This window comes from Ensifer sp. SSB1, from assembly GCF_016652895.1.
Classification (GTDB): Bacteria; Pseudomonadota; Alphaproteobacteria; order Rhizobiales; family Rhizobiaceae; genus Ensifer.
This window is the reverse complement of sequence record NZ_JAEPRP010000020.1, coordinates 32,406-46,414: the sequence shown is the minus strand read 5'-3', so window position 1 is coordinate 46,414 and position 14,009 is coordinate 32,406. Positions and strand designations below refer to the sequence as shown.

The 14,009-nt window shown below is 61.7% G+C and carries 17 protein-coding genes; 11 read left to right on the top strand and 6 right to left on the bottom strand.

Annotated elements, in window-relative coordinates; genetic code table 11:
• Window positions 1–73: 73 nt before the first annotated feature.
• The 3 genes from I8N66_RS07575 to I8N66_RS07565 all read right to left on the bottom strand — a co-directional run bounded on the left by I8N66_RS07575 (window position 74) and on the right by I8N66_RS07565 (window position 2,573).
• Window positions 74–517: a DUF695 domain-containing protein gene (locus I8N66_RS07575; RefSeq protein ID WP_162768695.1), complete on the bottom strand. Its 444-nt coding sequence runs from the start codon at window positions 515–517 to the stop codon at window positions 74–76.
• Window positions 518–656: 139 nt separating this feature from the next.
• Window positions 657–1,940: an O-acetylhomoserine aminocarboxypropyltransferase gene (locus I8N66_RS07570; protein WP_113536931.1), complete on the bottom strand. Its 1,284-nt coding sequence runs from the start codon at window positions 1,938–1,940 to the stop codon at window positions 657–659.
• Window positions 1,941–2,144: 204 nt separating this feature from the next.
• Window positions 2,145–2,573, bottom strand: coding sequence for a CoA-binding protein (locus tag I8N66_RS07565; protein ID WP_113536930.1), 429 nt, complete (start codon window positions 2,571–2,573; stop codon window positions 2,145–2,147).
• A gap of 190 nt (window positions 2,574–2,763) precedes the next feature.
• On the opposite strand from I8N66_RS07565, the gene I8N66_RS07560 reads away from it, so the two are divergent.
• Window positions 2,764–3,600, top strand: a complete 837-nt coding sequence (locus tag I8N66_RS07560; protein ID WP_113536929.1) for a DMT family transporter — start codon at window positions 2,764–2,766, stop codon at window positions 3,598–3,600.
• 3 nt (window positions 3,601–3,603) lie between these two features.
• Here the strand turns inward: I8N66_RS07560 and I8N66_RS07555 are convergent, their stop codons facing one another.
• Entirely contained in the window at window positions 3,604–4,425 is an 822-nt protein-coding gene (locus I8N66_RS07555; protein ID WP_113536973.1) for an enoyl-CoA hydratase, read from the bottom strand.
• A 165-nt stretch (window positions 4,426–4,590) separates the two neighbouring features.
• On the opposite strand from I8N66_RS07555, the gene I8N66_RS07550 reads away from it, so the two are divergent.
• The 4 genes from I8N66_RS07550 (at window position 4,591) to I8N66_RS07535 (ending at window position 6,620) form a co-directional block, all read left to right on the top strand.
• On the top strand, window positions 4,591–5,022 hold the full coding sequence (locus I8N66_RS07550; protein ID WP_113536928.1) for a PaaI family thioesterase: 432 nt from the start codon (window positions 4,591–4,593) through the stop codon (window positions 5,020–5,022).
• A gap of 224 nt (window positions 5,023–5,246) precedes the next feature.
• Complete coding sequence (gene rplM, locus I8N66_RS07545; RefSeq protein ID WP_057252379.1) at window positions 5,247–5,711, top strand: 50S ribosomal protein L13; 465 nt, start codon at window positions 5,247–5,249, stop codon at window positions 5,709–5,711.
• A gap of 2 nt (window positions 5,712–5,713) precedes the next feature.
• Window positions 5,714–6,181: a 30S ribosomal protein S9 gene (gene rpsI / locus I8N66_RS07540; RefSeq protein WP_113536927.1), complete on the top strand. Its 468-nt coding sequence runs from the start codon at window positions 5,714–5,716 to the stop codon at window positions 6,179–6,181.
• A gap of 103 nt (window positions 6,182–6,284) precedes the next feature.
• Complete coding sequence (locus tag I8N66_RS07535; RefSeq protein WP_113536926.1) at window positions 6,285–6,620, top strand: antibiotic biosynthesis monooxygenase; 336 nt, start codon at window positions 6,285–6,287, stop codon at window positions 6,618–6,620.
• Between the two features lie 100 nt (window positions 6,621–6,720).
• Here I8N66_RS07535 and I8N66_RS07530 read toward each other — a convergent pair whose 3' ends face one another.
• Complete coding sequence (locus I8N66_RS07530) at window positions 6,721–7,194, bottom strand: Lrp/AsnC family transcriptional regulator (RefSeq protein WP_113536925.1); 474 nt, start codon at window positions 7,192–7,194, stop codon at window positions 6,721–6,723.
• A 112-nt stretch (window positions 7,195–7,306) separates the two neighbouring features.
• Between I8N66_RS07530 and I8N66_RS07525 the strand changes: the two genes are divergently transcribed.
• The 3 genes from I8N66_RS07525 (at window position 7,307) to argC (ending at window position 10,269) form a co-directional block, all read left to right on the top strand.
• On the top strand, window positions 7,307–8,098 hold the full coding sequence (locus I8N66_RS07525; RefSeq protein WP_113536924.1) for a phenylalanine 4-monooxygenase: 792 nt from the start codon (window positions 7,307–7,309) through the stop codon (window positions 8,096–8,098).
• A gap of 125 nt (window positions 8,099–8,223) precedes the next feature.
• Entirely contained in the window at window positions 8,224–9,186 is a 963-nt protein-coding gene (gene speB, locus I8N66_RS07520; protein WP_113536923.1) for an agmatinase, read from the top strand.
• A gap of 150 nt (window positions 9,187–9,336) precedes the next feature.
• Window positions 9,337–10,269, top strand: a complete 933-nt coding sequence (gene argC, locus I8N66_RS07515; protein ID WP_291151650.1) for an N-acetyl-gamma-glutamyl-phosphate reductase — start codon at window positions 9,337–9,339, stop codon at window positions 10,267–10,269.
• A 77-nt stretch (window positions 10,270–10,346) separates the two neighbouring features.
• Here argC and I8N66_RS07510 read toward each other — a convergent pair whose 3' ends face one another.
• Window positions 10,347–11,450, bottom strand: coding sequence for a COX15/CtaA family protein (locus tag I8N66_RS07510; RefSeq protein ID WP_291151647.1), 1,104 nt, complete (start codon window positions 11,448–11,450; stop codon window positions 10,347–10,349).
• Window positions 11,451–11,614: 164 nt separating this feature from the next.
• Between I8N66_RS07510 and I8N66_RS07505 the strand changes: the two genes are divergently transcribed.
• The 3 genes from I8N66_RS07505 (at window position 11,615) to I8N66_RS07495 (ending at window position 13,999) form a co-directional block, all read left to right on the top strand.
• Window positions 11,615–11,827, top strand: coding sequence for a DUF2842 domain-containing protein (locus tag I8N66_RS07505; RefSeq protein WP_113536920.1), 213 nt, complete (start codon window positions 11,615–11,617; stop codon window positions 11,825–11,827).
• A gap of 34 nt (window positions 11,828–11,861) precedes the next feature.
• A complete protein-coding gene (locus I8N66_RS07500) occupies window positions 11,862–12,602 on the top strand; it encodes a metallophosphoesterase family protein (protein WP_291151642.1) in 741 nt (246 codons plus the stop codon).
• Window positions 12,603–12,868: 266 nt separating this feature from the next.
• Complete coding sequence (locus I8N66_RS07495) at window positions 12,869–13,999, top strand: GNAT family N-acetyltransferase (protein ID WP_291151692.1); 1,131 nt, start codon at window positions 12,869–12,871, stop codon at window positions 13,997–13,999.
• The last annotated feature ends 10 nt before the right edge of the window (window positions 14,000–14,009 follow it).

Sequence of the window (14,009 nt, the reverse complement as noted above, 5' to 3'; positions counted from 1 at the left end):
CCCCCTCCGCCTGCGCGCGGTCTACGATCATCGTTCACCTTTCACGGCACTGCCGTTGAAATCAAACGATTTGTCATTTGGCCGCTTCCGGATCACTCAGATTGGCCATGAAATCCTTGTACAGAGACCAAGCCGGCTCGTAGCTATATGTAATCTCAATCGGATAGGCAGCGTATTGCGCCAGCCTCTGATTGAGCAGCACCATCCAGGCGTCAAAGTCCTTGACATACCAGTGCCACTCCTTGCGCCCGTTCCCGGTAACCACCAGCATTAGGCGGCTCGTGTCGCTTGCATCCAACGGTTCCAGAGCATCTTCGAAGGCGATTTGTGCGTCGTTGGTTTCCGCATCCGGCATCCCGTTGGCATGAGACTTGTAGCGCCAAAGGATCGCTACTCGGGTTGCAAGGTCCGCCTCCTTTACGCCGGCAGGCACTCTGCCTAGACCTCGAAAGATCAGAGGCTTGCCGTCCTCTTGGCCGGTCGCGGTAAAATAGCGGTCTTGGGCAAGAGCGATCATCGACGAGCTTCCATACAGAACGGCGCAGGCGAGATATTTCGTGAGTTGACGCATGGGCGACCGGAAAGCGTCCGCCGAAGCGGACGCAGCCATGAAAAGAAGGGTCGTCGTCAACGAACGACGACTGGCGAGACGCCTATCAAAGTTTTGCCAGCGACTGCTCGAGATCGGCGATAATGTCGGAGACATCCTCGATGCCGACCGAGAGGCGCACCACGTCAGGACCGGCGCCGGCCGCCACCTGCTGCTCGGGTGTCAGCTGGCGATGGGTCGTCGAGGCCGGATGAATGACGAGCGAGCGGGTGTCGCCGATATTGGCGAGATGCGAGAACATTTCCAGCCCCTCGACGAAGCGCTTGCCGGCCTCGTAGCCACCCTTGAGGCCGAACGTGAAGACGGCACCGGCGCCCTTCGGCGAATAGCGCTGCTGCAGCGCGTGGTTGGGGTCGTCCTCAAGCCCGGCATAGTTCACCCACGAAATCTTGTCGTGTGTATTCAGCCACTTGGCGACCGCAAGTGCGTTGTCGCAATGGCGCTGCATGCGCAACGGCAGGGTCTCGGAACCGGTCACCAGCATGAAGGCATTGAAGGGCGAGATCGCCGGTCCGAAGTCGCGCAGGCCGAGAACGCGTGCGGCAATGGCGAAGGCGATGTTGCCGAAGGTCTGGTGCAGCACGACGCCGGCATATTCCGGACGCGGTTCCGACAGCATCGGATACTTGCCCGATTTCGACCAGTCAAAGGTGCCACCATCGACAATGACGCCGCCCATGGAATTGCCATGGCCGCCGATGAACTTGGTCAGCGAGTGCACGACGATGTCGGCGCCATGCTCAAGCGGCCGCAACAGGTAGGGCGTCGCCATCGTGTTGTCGACGATCAGCGGCAGCTCGTGCTTGCGGGCAACCTCGGCGATCGCCGCGATATCGACGAAGGTGCCGCCGGGATTGGCGAGGCTCTCGATAAAGATCGCCTTGGTGCGCCGATCGATCTTCGCCTCGAAGGAAGTCGGATCGCTTGGATCGGCCCAGCGAACCTGCCAGTCGAAGGACTTGAAGGCGTGGCCGAACTGGTTGACCGAGCCGCCATAGAGCCGGTTGGCAGCAACGAAATTGTCGCCCGGGCTCATGATCGTGTGGAAGACGAGAAGCTGTGCGGCGTGACCTGAGGCAACAGCGAGTGCCGCGGTGCCGCCTTCGAGCGCCGCGATGCGTTCTTCGAGAACCGCCTGCGTCGGGTTCATGATGCGAGTATAGATGTTGCCGAACTGCTGGAGGCCGAAAAGGGCTGCGGCATGGTCGGTGTCGTTGAAGACGAAGCTCGTCGTCTGGTAGATCGGCGTCGCCCGTGCGCCCGTGGTCGGGTCGGGCTGCGCCCCCGCATGAATTGCGAGCGTGTTGAAACCAGGATTGTCTTTCGTCATTCACCCCTCCCATGATCAGAGCGCGACCGCCTTCTGGCAGGTCAAGAACGCTCTATCATCTTGAATCTGCGCGTTATCCGCGAGCAAACCTCCGCGGTTCAGCGCGGAAGCCGCGGCACTATTCCAGAGCCACCGCACCTGGTCAAAGAGGATTTTACGAAACTGACGGTTGCGTGGTTGCAGGCGGTACTTGTGGACGAGATGTCAACCGATCAGGCGCGGATACTCGATTGCCGGACAGCGGTCCATGACGACCTTGATCCCGGCGGCCTCCGCCTTCGCCGCTGCACCGTCGTGCCGCACGGAAAGCTGCCCCCAGATTGCCTTGGGCAGTGCGTCCAGTGCCAGGATCTCGTCGACGAGTGCCGGAAGCGCGGCGGCGGCGCGGAAGACATCGACCATGTCGACCGGCTCCTTGACGTCGGCGAGCCTGCCGACCACCGTCTGGCCCTGGATTGTCTTGCCGACATGGCCCGGGTTGATGGGGATCACCCGATAGCCCTTGCGCAGCAGGAACGCCATGACCCTGTGGCTCGGCCGCTCGGCATTCGGCGAGGCGCCGACGAGGGCGATCGTCTTGGTCTCGCGCAGGATGTCGGCGAGATAATAGTCCGGATAGGCGTCGTGGTTCATTAAGGCTTCGGGTCCATTCCAATTAAACGATGGTATAATGATGCCGAGGTGTGGCGAGTCAACTGTGCGGTCCGCGACCACCGCGTCAAGCCGAAGACAGCGGCTGGCGTGAGACTTTCCGATTGATTTTGCGGCCAAGCGGCGCGACAAGCTTCACAAAGCCTGCCACATCGTTTTCCGAGGTCCCATCTTGCCCGTTGAAGTCATTGCGCTCGTCCTGTTCGGGGCGTTGTTGCACGCGACCTGGAATGCCCTGGTCAAGGCAGGCTCGGAAAAATCGCTCGATGCGGCGATGATCGCGCTCGGTGCAGCTGCCGTAGCGCTGCCGATCCTGCCGTTCATGCCGTTGCCCAAGCCGGAAGCCTGGCCCTACATCCTGGTCTCGGCACTGTTCCAGTTCGCCTATTTCCAGCTCGTCGCCGCCTCCTACCGCGCCGGCGACATCGGCCTTGTCTATCCGCTGATGCGCGGGGCGGCACCGTTGATCGTCGCGATGGCCAGTGGGGCGCTGATCGGCGAAAAGCTCACCTTCGGCACGATGATCGGCATCCTGACGATCTCCGCCGGCGTGCTGACGCTTGCCTTCGAATCGCGAAAAGGCGGCAAACACGCCATCATTCTGGCGCTGCTCAACGCTTGCGTCATCGCCAGCTACACCTTTGTCGACGGCATCGGCGCGCGCGTTTCAGGCAACGCGATCTCCTATACACTGTGGATGGCCCTGTTGCCGCCGGTTCTTCTGTTCACCTGGGCCTTTGCCCGGCGCGGCATCAAGCCGGTCGCCCGCCACGTCTACAAGAACTGGTGGCGCGGCCTCATCGGCGGCGCCGGCTCGATCGGCGCCTATGGACTTGCCCTGTGGGCCATGACCAAGGCGCCGGTCGCGACCGTCGCGGCGCTGCGCGAGACCTCGATCCTCTTTGCCGTCGTGATCTCGGTGGTGTTTCTCAAGGAGCCGGTCAGCGTCTGGCGCATCGCCGCTGCCTTCGTCATTGCGCTTGGCGCCCTGCTTCTGAAGCTCGCCTGACGCTCAGTCTTCCTTCCACTCCGGCATGCGCTTGCCGAGGAAAGCGCCGATGCCGTCCTCGGCATCACGCGCCAGCATGTTCTCGACCATCACGCCGACGGCGTAGTCGTAAGCCTCAGGCAGGTCCATCTCCGCCTGGCGATAGAAGGCCTCCTTGCCGATCTTCAGCGCCTGCGGCGACTTCGAAGCGATCACGGCGGCGTATTTGTCGACGACCTGGCGCAGATACTGCTGCGGCACGATGCGATTGACGAGACCGAAATCCTTGGCCGTCGAAGCGTCGATGGTCTCGCCGGTCAACAGCATCTCCATCGCCTGCTTGCGGTGTGCCGCACGCGTGAGCGCGACCATCGGCGTCGAGCAGAAGAGGCCGATATTGACGCCGGGCGTGCAGAAGGTGGAACTGTCGGTGCAGATCGCGAGGTCACAGCTTGCGACGAGCTGGCAGCCAGCTGCTGTTGCCAAGCCATCGATCTCGGCGATGACCGCCTGCGGCAGCCGTGTGATTTTCAGCATGAGATCGGCGCAGAGGCGGACCGTCCGTTCGAAGAAGGCCCTGCCGCGGTCATCGTCTTCGCGGTGCGCAGTCATTTCTTTCAGATCGTGACCGGCGGAAAACAGCTTGCCCGTGGCGGCGAGCACGACGACCCTGATGTCCTTGGAGGTGGCGACCGCATCGAACTCGGCGTGCAGCGCCTCCATCATGGCGATCGACAGCACGTTGGCCGGCGGGTTGTTGAGCGTCAGCCGCAGCACCGGCCCGGAGCGTTCGCTGAGCAGCAGGCCATTCGGCTCTTCCTTCTTGAACGATACGACTTCGGCCATCTTCTTCTCCTGAAACTTGAACTCGGGCTTGGTGGTACGCCGGACGCGCCTGCGGTGCAAGGTGACCGAAGAACCGGTCGGCGCATTCATCTAAGACCTTTTTCCCACTTGCGCCCGACCATTAGCCGGTTTCAGGTGGCGCAGGTGTATTGAAGGATAGAATGCATGACCATCGAGCCGATCATGACCGTCAACGACCTCAACCGGTTTCTCGACACGGATTTCCCGCAGGTCCATACCGACGGCAAGGTCTTTCGCGTCACGGCGGTCGGTCCCGGCTTTGCCACCATGCGGCTCGATCCGAACGAACGGCACATCCGGCCGGGCGGAACCGTCTCCGGCCCTACCCTCTTCGCGCTTGCCGACGTTTCCGCCTATATCGCGCTGATCGCCCATATCGGGCCGGTTGCGCTTGCCGTCACCACCAATCTCAACATCAACTTCCTGCGCAAGCCCGAGCCGGAACCTCTGGAATGCACCTGCCGCATCCTGAAACTCGGCAAGCGGCTTGCCGTTCTCGACGCATCGATCGTCAAGGTGGGCGGCGACGATCTGGTCGCGCATGCCACGGCGACCTATTCGATTCCGCCGCGATAATTTGTGGTAACAAAATACCATACACGTAACATATTGTTTTTACTTACCTTTATTTCCATCGTGCAGATTTCACGTTCTTGACGCTTGTTTCGCTCTTGCGTATAAGCTGCCGCAGATCGCGGTCCTTACGGGCCGCTTTCTCTTTTGTCCGGGAAACCGGGCAAAACCAAGCAACAAGAAACGCCCAGCGGTTCGCCGCTCGGGTCCAAAGAAAGAGTTTTGATATGGCAACCTTCGTTCAGAAGCCTGCAGAGGTGGAGAAGAAGTGGATCATCATCGACGCCGAAGGCCTCGTTGTTGGTCGCCTCGCTTCCCTCATCGCAAACCGCCTGCGCGGCAAGCACAAAGCTACCTTCACCCCGCATGTTGACGACGGCGACAACGTCATCGTCATCAATGCCGAGAAGGCAGTCCTGACGGGCAAGAAGTACACCGACAAGAAGTACTACTGGCACACCGGCTACCCCGGCGGCATCAAGGAGCGCACCGCTCGCCAGATCATCGAAGGCCGCTTCCCGGAGCGCGTCATCGAGAAGGCCGTCGAGCGCATGGTTCCGCGCGGTCCGCTCGGCCGTCGCCAGATGAAGAACCTGCGCGTATACGCAGGCGCCAACCACCCGCATGAAGCACAGCAGCCGGCCGTCCTCGACGTCGCCAAGCTGAACAGCAAGAACACAAGGAGCGCCTGATAATGGCTGACCTTTCCGCTCTCAAGGACATCGCCACGACCGCGGAACCGGCTGCTCCGGTTCACGTCAAGAAGGTCGACGCCCAGGGTCGCTCCTACGCGACCGGCAAGCGTAAGGACGCTGTCGCCCGCGTATGGGTCAAGCCGGGCACCGGCAAGATCACCATCAACGGCAAGCCCTACTCGGCTTATTTCGCCCGTCCGGTTCTGCAGATGATCCTGCAGCAGCCGATCGTCGCTGCTGCCCGTGATGGCCAGTTCGACATCGACGCGACCGTTGCTGGCGGCGGTCTTTCCGGCCAGGCCGGTGCCGTTCGTCACGGCATCTCCAAGGCACTCACCTACTTCGAACCGGGCCTGCGCTCGGTCCTGAAGCGCGGTGGCTTCCTCACCCGTGACAGCCGCGTGGTCGAACGCAAGAAGTACGGCCGTGCGAAGGCACGTCGTTCGTTCCAGTTCTCGAAGCGTTAATCGCTTCCAAACTGCGACACTTGGAAAGGCGGGGCTTTGCTCCGCCTTTTTTTGTTATCATCCGACGCACCGTGTCCAACAACGCCGCCCCACCGAGGATCGCATGACAAGCTCCCCCGTCGCCAAGACCCCAGAGCCGCCCTATTACATCGTCACCTTCGCCTCGCGCCGCACGGCCGGCGATCACGGCTACGACAATATGGGAGAGGAAATGGAGCGGCTTGCGCGCGAGCAGCCGGGTTTTCTCGGACTGGAAAGCGTTCGCGGCGCCGACGGCTTCGGTCTCACCAATTCCTATTGGGCGGACGAGGAGAGCATCGCTGCGTGGAAAAGCGACGTCCGGCATCTGACCGCGCAGCGGCTCGGCCGCGAGCGCTGGTACGAGGACTATCAGGTGCGCGTTGGCAAGATCGAACGGCAATACGGCTTCGAGCGCTGACACGGTCAGTTCGTCGCTCAATGAATGATGACCTCTCCGGTCTGTCTTGAACGACGCAATCCCGAACGGAAAACCGCTTCGCACTTTTCCTGGAATTGCTTCAGATCGGCAGCTCGGTCGTCGATTTGAGTTCACGCAGGACGAAGCTCGACACAACCGTGCGCACGTGCGGATTGCGCATCAGATAGCGCGTCATGAAGGCATCGTAGCTTTCGACATCGGTGGCGCGAATCTTCAGCATGTAGTCGAAGGTGCCAGAGAGCGCGTAACACTCCATGATCTCCGGCCGGTCCCGCACCAGCGCCGAGAAGGCCGCGATCGCCTCGTCGTGGTGATCTTCCAGCGTCACATGGGCGATGATGCAGAGTTTCAAATCGAGCTTTGCCGGGTCGAGCAGCGCCACGCGCTTGCGGATGACGCCGTCCGTCTCCAGTTCCTGCAGCCGTCTCCAGGCCGAGCTCTGCGACATCCCGGCCTTTTCCGCGAGTTCCGAAAGAGACTGACCGCTATCGGCCTGAATCAGCCGCAACAGCTTTCGCAGGGGTTGAAAATTTTCCTTCACATCGGACGACATTTCGAAATTTCCTCCCGCCTAAGGGCCGAAGCGTGGCAACTGTGAAACAAATACTCGCTCCAGTCGCGATACAATTGCAACAACAGAGTTGTTCTGACGAAGAGGAGACGTCATGACGAAGGAAAGCACCTATACTGCGAGACTACCGGAGCCTGACGGCACCTATCTCTACACTCCAGAGGAAGATGCGATCTGGGGCGAGCTCTATCAGCGGCAGATGAAGCTCCTCGCCGACAAGGCCTGCGACGAGTATCTGGAAGGCGCCAAAACGCTCGACCTCGGTCCGCACCACGTGCCGCAGTTGAAGGACGTGAACCGGCGCCTCACAGAGACCACCGGCTTCGGCGTCGAAGGTGTGCCGGCTCTTATTCCGCCGTCCCGCTTCTACGAGCTTCTGTCCCAAGGCAAGTTTCCGTTGGCGACCTTCATTCGCCGCCGCGAGCATATCGATTACATCGAAGAGCCCGATATCTTCCACGAAGTCTTCGGTCACTGCCCGCTGCTGACCAACCAGAGCTACGCCAATTTCGTCCGGCGCTTCGGCGAGAAAGCCGTCTCGCTCGGCAAGGGCTATTCCTGGCACATGTTCCGGATCTTCTGGTTCACTGTAGAGTTCGGTCTGATCAACACGTCGAAGGGCCGCCGCTGCTATGGCGCCGGTATCGTTTCTTCGCCGAACGAGACACGGAATGCCATGGAAACGCCAGGCATCGAGTTCCGCCCGTTCGACCTGATGACCGTGCTGCGCACCCCCTATCGCATCGATATCGTGCAGCCGATCTACTACGTGATCGACAGTTTCGCTCAGCTCGAAACGATCATCGAAGAGGATATCGCCGCGCGCATCACTGAAGCGAAAGCGCTTGGCGACTTCGCTCCGACCTACGAGGCCAAGGCATCGTAATAGCCGAAGAATCGGCCGGCAGGGCCTTGCCTTGCCGGCAACGATTGTCCAACGTCTCGCCACGAGAGGTAGAGCGGAATGGCCGGCCACAGCGCCGACATCCCGCGCGCAAGCAGAGGCGGGACATGGCCAACAGGACAATCGATCACGCGCTGACGGCGCGCTCTCTCACATCGGCGGCATCCGACCCGACACATGCCGGCATTCTCTCCTTCATGCGCCGCAAATATTCGAAGCAATTGAAGGGCGTCGACGCCGTCGTCTGGGGCATTCCTTTCGACGCCGCCACCTCGAACCGCCCTGGCGCACGCTTCGGGCCGCAGGCGATCCGCCGCGCCTCGGCGATCTTCGACAACGATCCTCAATATCCGTTCGAACGCGATCTCTTCGCGCAGATGCCGACGGTCGACTATGGCGACTGCCTGCTCGACTACGGCAACCATTCGAAGACGCCGGCAACGATCGAACGCGAGGCGGCTAAGATCATCAGGGGCGGCGCCTATCTGCAGACGCTCGGCGGCGACCACTTCGTCACCTATCCGATCCTGAAGGCGCAGGCGGCCCTCCACGGCCCCCTCGCCCTCGTTCAATTCGACGCCCACCAGGATACCTGGCCGGACGAGCGCGGTCGTATCGACCATGGCTCCTTCGTCGGCCGCGCCGCCCGCGAGGGCCTGATCGACACCGACGCTTCGATCCAGATCGGCATCCGTACCCACGCGCCGGAGGATTGCGGCATTCGCATCCTTTATGGCTACGACGTCGAAGAGATGAGTGCTGCCGAGATCGCCGAGACGATCATAAGGCAGGTCGGCGAGCGCAAGGCGTATCTGACCTTCGACATCGACTGCCTCGACCCGGCCTATGCGCCCGGCACCGGCACCCCGGTCGCCGGCGGCCCATCAAGCGCCAAGATCCTGTCGGTATTGCGCAAGCTCGGCGCGCTGACGGTCGTCGGCAGCGATGTCGTCGAAGTGGCGCCGGCCTATGACCATGCCGACGTCACCGCAATCGCCGGCGCGACGGTCGCGATGTATATGCTGGGGCTGCATGCGGAGAAGCTTGCAGAGCGCGCGCCGCTTCGCTGAAGATAGCCGCTGCCGTTGCGATGAAGTGCCGCTGCTTATATAGAAACAATGGGCTTGGCGGTGTCCCGCCGGCCTGTTGAGAAATTGATTCAATTCTATGCCAGAGTGATTCCGGAACGACCTCTAACCTACTGGCAGAACGGGAAAATCATGAAACCGAAGATCTTCATCGATGGCGAACACGGCACCACGGGCCTGCAGATCCGCACGCGCATGGCCGGCCGTAGCGATCTCGAACTGCTTTCCATTCCGGAAGCGGAGCGACGCAACGCCGCGATGCGCGAAGATCTTCTGAACGACGCCGACATCGCCATCCTGTGCCTGCCGGATGACGCGTCACGCGAGGCGGTTTCGATGGTTTCCGGCAACAACAAGGTTCGCATCATCGACACCTCGACCGCGCACCGCATCGCGCCCGATTGGGCCTATGGCTTTGCCGAAATGGACAAGGCGCAGCCGGAGAAGATCCGCAGTGCCCGTTGCGTCGCCAATCCAGGCTGCTATCCGACCGGCGCGATCGGCGTGATCCGGCCGCTGCGCCAGGCCGGCATCCTGCCGGACGGCTATCCGGTCACGGTCAACGCGGTCTCCGGCTATACCGGCGGCGGCAAGCAGATGATCGCGCAGATGGAAGACGAGGCCAATCCAGAGCACATCAGCGCGCCGCACTTCCTCTACGGCCTGCCGCTCAAACACAAGCATGTGCCCGAGATGAAGATGCATGGACTGCTCGACCGCGCACCGATCTTCGCTCCGTCGGTTGGCAAATTCGCGCAGGGCATGATCGTCCAGGTCCCGCTCTATATCGAAGATCTTGCAGCCGGCGCGACGCTGGAAACGATCCATGCGGCGCTGGTCGAGCACTACACGGGCCAGTCGATCGTCGAGGTCGTGTCGCTTGAGGAAGGCGAGAAGCTCGCGCGCATCGACGCGACCGAGCTTGCCGGCAAGGACACGATGAAGCTCTTCGTCTTCGGCACCCGCCGCGGCAATCACGTGAACCTCGTCGCCCTGCTCGACAATCTCGGCAAGGGCGCATCCGGCGCGGCCGTCCAGAACATGGACCTCATGCTGTCGGTCTGATCGGCAATCAACTGAAAACAAGAAGACCCCGGCGAGCCGCTCGCCGGGGTCTTTCTTTTTCCGGGATTTACGGAACGTCAGTCCCGATACTGGATTGCCGTCGGTCGCAAATACTCGCCGTAAAAGCCGCGCCAGTGGGCGATGGCAAAGCCGAGCACAACGAGCGCGCCACCCTGGTGCGCCACGCCCCAGCCGACCGGCACCTGCAGCACGAGCGTGGTGATGCCGATCACCGCCTGGACCGAGACGAGCAGGAAGAGGAGCACCGAGCGCCGCGCATGGGTGGTTTCGGGCGCTGCCCTCAGCGAGGCGATCATGTGCATCAGCGCGAAGGCAAAGAGCACATAGGCGCCGATCCGGTGAACGAACTGCACCGTCTTCGGGTTCTCGAACAGATTGATCCACCAGGGCTGCTGCAGGAACAGGTCCTGCGGGATGATGGCGCCATCCATCAGCGGCCAGGTATTGTAGCTGAAACCGGCATCGAGGCCGGCGACGAGCGCGCCGAGATAGATCTGGAACAGGCTCATGACCGCGATGATCATTGCCATCTTGCGCGAGCGATCTGTGGGCGCCGCGTCGTTGGAATGCGGGCTGAGCCCGCGCAATATCCACATGCAGGCGGCAAAGATGAGACAGGCGATGACGAGGTGGGTCGCCAATCGGTACTGGCTGACTTCGGTGCGCTCGACGAGGCCGGACGACACCATCCACCAGCCGATGAACCCCTGGAAGCCGCCAAGCGCGAGGATGCCAAGAAGCGGCATCCGGAGCTTGCGCTCGATCCGGCCGGTCAGCCAGAAGAAGGCGAGCGGCAGCGCGAAAATCAATCCGATGGTGCGAGCCAGCAGACGGTGCGCCCATTCCCACCAGAAGATGGTCTTGAACTGTTCCACCGTCATGCCGCTGTTCATCTGCTGATACTGCGGAATGCGCTGGTAGAGCTGGAATTCCTCCTCCCACTCGGTCGCAGAAAGCGGCGGGATCACGCCGTGAATCGGCTTCCATTCGGTAATCGACAGGCCGGATTCCGTAAGCCGCGTCGCGCCACCGACGAGCACCAGCGCAAAAAGGGTGAAGAGCACGACTGCCAGCCAGCCACGGATTTGCCGGCGGTTGCGGTCGGTTCTGCTGATCTCGTTTCGAAGCATCTGTTCTGTCGCCATTTCGACGCCGGCCATCATTGTCCCTCTGATATCGCAGGGTTCGGCGGTGAGACCGGACGGATCAACGGTCGCACCTTCAGGAAAGCCGTTGATTTGCACCAGAGTGGCATGCAAAACAAGGCCGAAACCTTTGCGGCATGCCGTCGCGGCCGGCCATTGTGCCATTTGAAAGAAATGAAATGCCCGTACGCCTCAGAAAGTTGATCGGCACGATCCTGATCATCATCCTCGTCGTCGTCTATGCGCTGGCCGCCGTCACCTTCGCCTCGCTCCTGCTCGGGGCGTCGCCTTGGTGGGTGCACCTTGCCTACTTCTTCTTCACCGGCCTGCTCTGGATATTGCCAGCCATGCTGATTATCAAATGGATGGAAAAGCCGGCGCGCGATCGCTGATCCCCCGGCGTGGTAGACATCCGAGGAGACGCCCATGCGGCTTGCGGTTATCGCTGATATCCATGGCAACGACCTCGCGCTTGAGGCCGTGCTTGCCGACATCAATGCGCTCGGCATCACCGACATCGTCAACCTCGGCGATCACTTGAGCGGCCCGCTCAATGCCGCGCGGACCGCCGACATCCTCATCGAACGAGGGATCTCCTCGATCAGAGGCAATCACGATCGCTATCTCCTGACCATCGATCCCCGCAAACTGGGGCAGTCGGATCGCGCGGCCTACGATCAATTGCAACCGCAGCACCGCGAATGGCTGGCCACCCTGCCCGTCGCACACGTCCACAAGGAAACGTTCTTCCTGTGCCATGCGACGCCGACTGATGATGAGACCTACTGGCTGGAGGCACTGACGAGCGACGGCACGGTCCATATGGCGGCTCGTTCGGCAATCGAGGCTGAGGCCGCCGGCATCGACTACCCGGTGATCCTCTGCGGACACACGCATATCCAGCGCGCCGTCCGCCTCTCGGACGGCCGCCTTGTCGTCAATCCCGGCAGCGTCGGCTGCCCCGGTTATGCCGACGACCAGCCCGTGCCGCACAAGGTCGAGGTGGGTTCGCCGGATGCGCGCTACGCCATCATCGAAAAGGCGGGCGCCGGGTGGCGCGTCACCTTCCGCAATGTCCCGTATGACTGGGCGGCAATGTCCCGGCTCGCGGCCAGTCGCAACCGACTGGAATGGGCAAAGGCACTCGCCACCGGCTTTCTCGACTGATCCGCCGTGCCGCTGGCCAGCGACGCTTCACGCTTTGCTAACTGCGTTCCCCGGTTATTCTTCACCGCCATACATGAGAGCTATCGCATTAAACGGATCGTAGCCGGCTTGAGGTTCAATCGCGCGGCAACAGGGACCGGATGGCACCTTCGATGACGAACTCCGATCTGACCATGGAAGGCTCCGGCGACCGCCGTCCGCGCACGTCCGTGCGTTTCGGGCCGACCGACGCCACTGGCCGGTTCGAGATTTCGATCCATCGCACCATGGAGCCGCTGGAAGCCGAATGGCGTGCGCTCGACAGCCTGGCCGCCAATTCGCTTCATCACGCCTATGACTGGTGCCGTGCCTGGGCGGAAGCCCACAACAGCAACCTCCTCTTGCTGCGCGTCGCGTTCGGCGGTGAACTGTTCCTCATTCTGCCGCTGGAGATCAGGCATGGGCGCCTGTTTCGAACGGCGCGCCTGATCGGAACGGAACACAGCAACCTCAACACTGGGCTCTTTACCGCCGAAGCCTCGGCGGCCATGACGCCGGCGCTTGCGCATGCTTTGGCCCGCGATGTCAGTATGGCGTTAAACGGCGTTGCCGACATCCTCATGCTCGAACGGGTACCCTGCGAATGGCGTGGCAGCCCCAGCCCCTTTGCCGCGCTTCCTGGCGTCGCAAACCCCAATGCTTCGTTCCAGCTCCCCCTCCTCGGTAGCATCCAGCACACACTGGCGCAGATCAACGCCAAGCGGCGGCGCAAGAAGATGCGCATCTCCGAGCGACGCCTGGCGGAGATGGGTGGCTACGACTACGTGGTTGCTCGCACCCCCGACGAGGCGCAGGCGCTGCTCGATACCTTCTTCCGGCAAAAGGCGACACGGTTTGCGGCACTTGGCCTTCCCGACGTTTTCCAGCAAGCCGAGACAACGGCCTTCTTCCACGCGCTCGCAGCCTCTCAGGATGGTGACCCGCAGCTCATGCAGTTGAACGCCATCCGGCTTAAGGGTGAACATGACGGACAAGTCGTCGCCGTCGCCGGGCTTTCGTTGAAAGGCGACCATGTCATCTGCCAGTTCGGCTCGATCGACGAGGTGCTGGCAGGCGATGCAAGCCCGGGTGAATTGTTGTTCTACCGGATGATCGAGCGTCTTTCGGTCCAGGGTGTGCGCCTGTTCGATTTCGGCGTCGGCGATCAACTCTACAAGCGATCGTGGTGTACGATCGAGACGCCATTGCGTGACATCATATTGCCGGTAACGCTTCCCGGACACCTTGCCGCCTTGCGCCATCATCTCGTCGTGCGCGCAAAGGCGGCGGCCAAGTCGAACAAGGCCGTCTACGCTCGCCTGCAGCGAGCGAGACGGTTCAGGCAAGGCAGAGGCGATTCACGAGGCACCCCGGACTAAGCTGCAACGT

Coding starts and splice junctions, on each gene's coding strand:
- I8N66_RS07575 (WP_162768695.1), bottom strand. CDS start 517: ATGATCGCTCTTGCCCAAGACCGCTATTTTACCGCGACCGGCCAAGAG.
- I8N66_RS07570 (WP_113536931.1), bottom strand. CDS start 1,940: ATGACGAAAGACAATCCTGGTTTCAACACGCTCGCAATTCATGCGGGG.
- I8N66_RS07565 (WP_113536930.1), bottom strand. CDS start 2,573: ATGAACCACGACGCCTATCCGGACTATTATCTCGCCGACATCCTGCGC.
- I8N66_RS07555 (WP_113536973.1), bottom strand. CDS start 4,425: ATGGCCGAAGTCGTATCGTTCAAGAAGGAAGAGCCGAATGGCCTGCTG.
- I8N66_RS07550 (WP_113536928.1), top strand. CDS start 4,591: ATGACCATCGAGCCGATCATGACCGTCAACGACCTCAACCGGTTTCTC.
- rplM (WP_057252379.1), top strand. CDS start 5,247: ATGGCAACCTTCGTTCAGAAGCCTGCAGAGGTGGAGAAGAAGTGGATC.
- rpsI (WP_113536927.1), top strand. CDS start 5,714: ATGGCTGACCTTTCCGCTCTCAAGGACATCGCCACGACCGCGGAACCG.
- I8N66_RS07535 (WP_113536926.1), top strand. CDS start 6,285: ATGACAAGCTCCCCCGTCGCCAAGACCCCAGAGCCGCCCTATTACATC.
- I8N66_RS07530 (WP_113536925.1), bottom strand. CDS start 7,194: ATGTCGTCCGATGTGAAGGAAAATTTTCAACCCCTGCGAAAGCTGTTG.
- I8N66_RS07525 (WP_113536924.1), top strand. CDS start 7,307: ATGACGAAGGAAAGCACCTATACTGCGAGACTACCGGAGCCTGACGGC.
- speB (WP_113536923.1), top strand. CDS start 8,224: ATGGCCAACAGGACAATCGATCACGCGCTGACGGCGCGCTCTCTCACA.
- argC (WP_291151650.1), top strand. CDS start 9,337: ATGAAACCGAAGATCTTCATCGATGGCGAACACGGCACCACGGGCCTG.
- I8N66_RS07510 (WP_291151647.1), bottom strand. CDS start 11,450: ATGGCCGGCGTCGAAATGGCGACAGAACAGATGCTTCGAAACGAGATC.
- I8N66_RS07505 (WP_113536920.1), top strand. CDS start 11,615: ATGCCCGTACGCCTCAGAAAGTTGATCGGCACGATCCTGATCATCATC.
- I8N66_RS07500 (WP_291151642.1), top strand. CDS start 11,862: ATGCGGCTTGCGGTTATCGCTGATATCCATGGCAACGACCTCGCGCTT.
- I8N66_RS07495 (WP_291151692.1), top strand. CDS start 12,869: ATGGAGCCGCTGGAAGCCGAATGGCGTGCGCTCGACAGCCTGGCCGCC.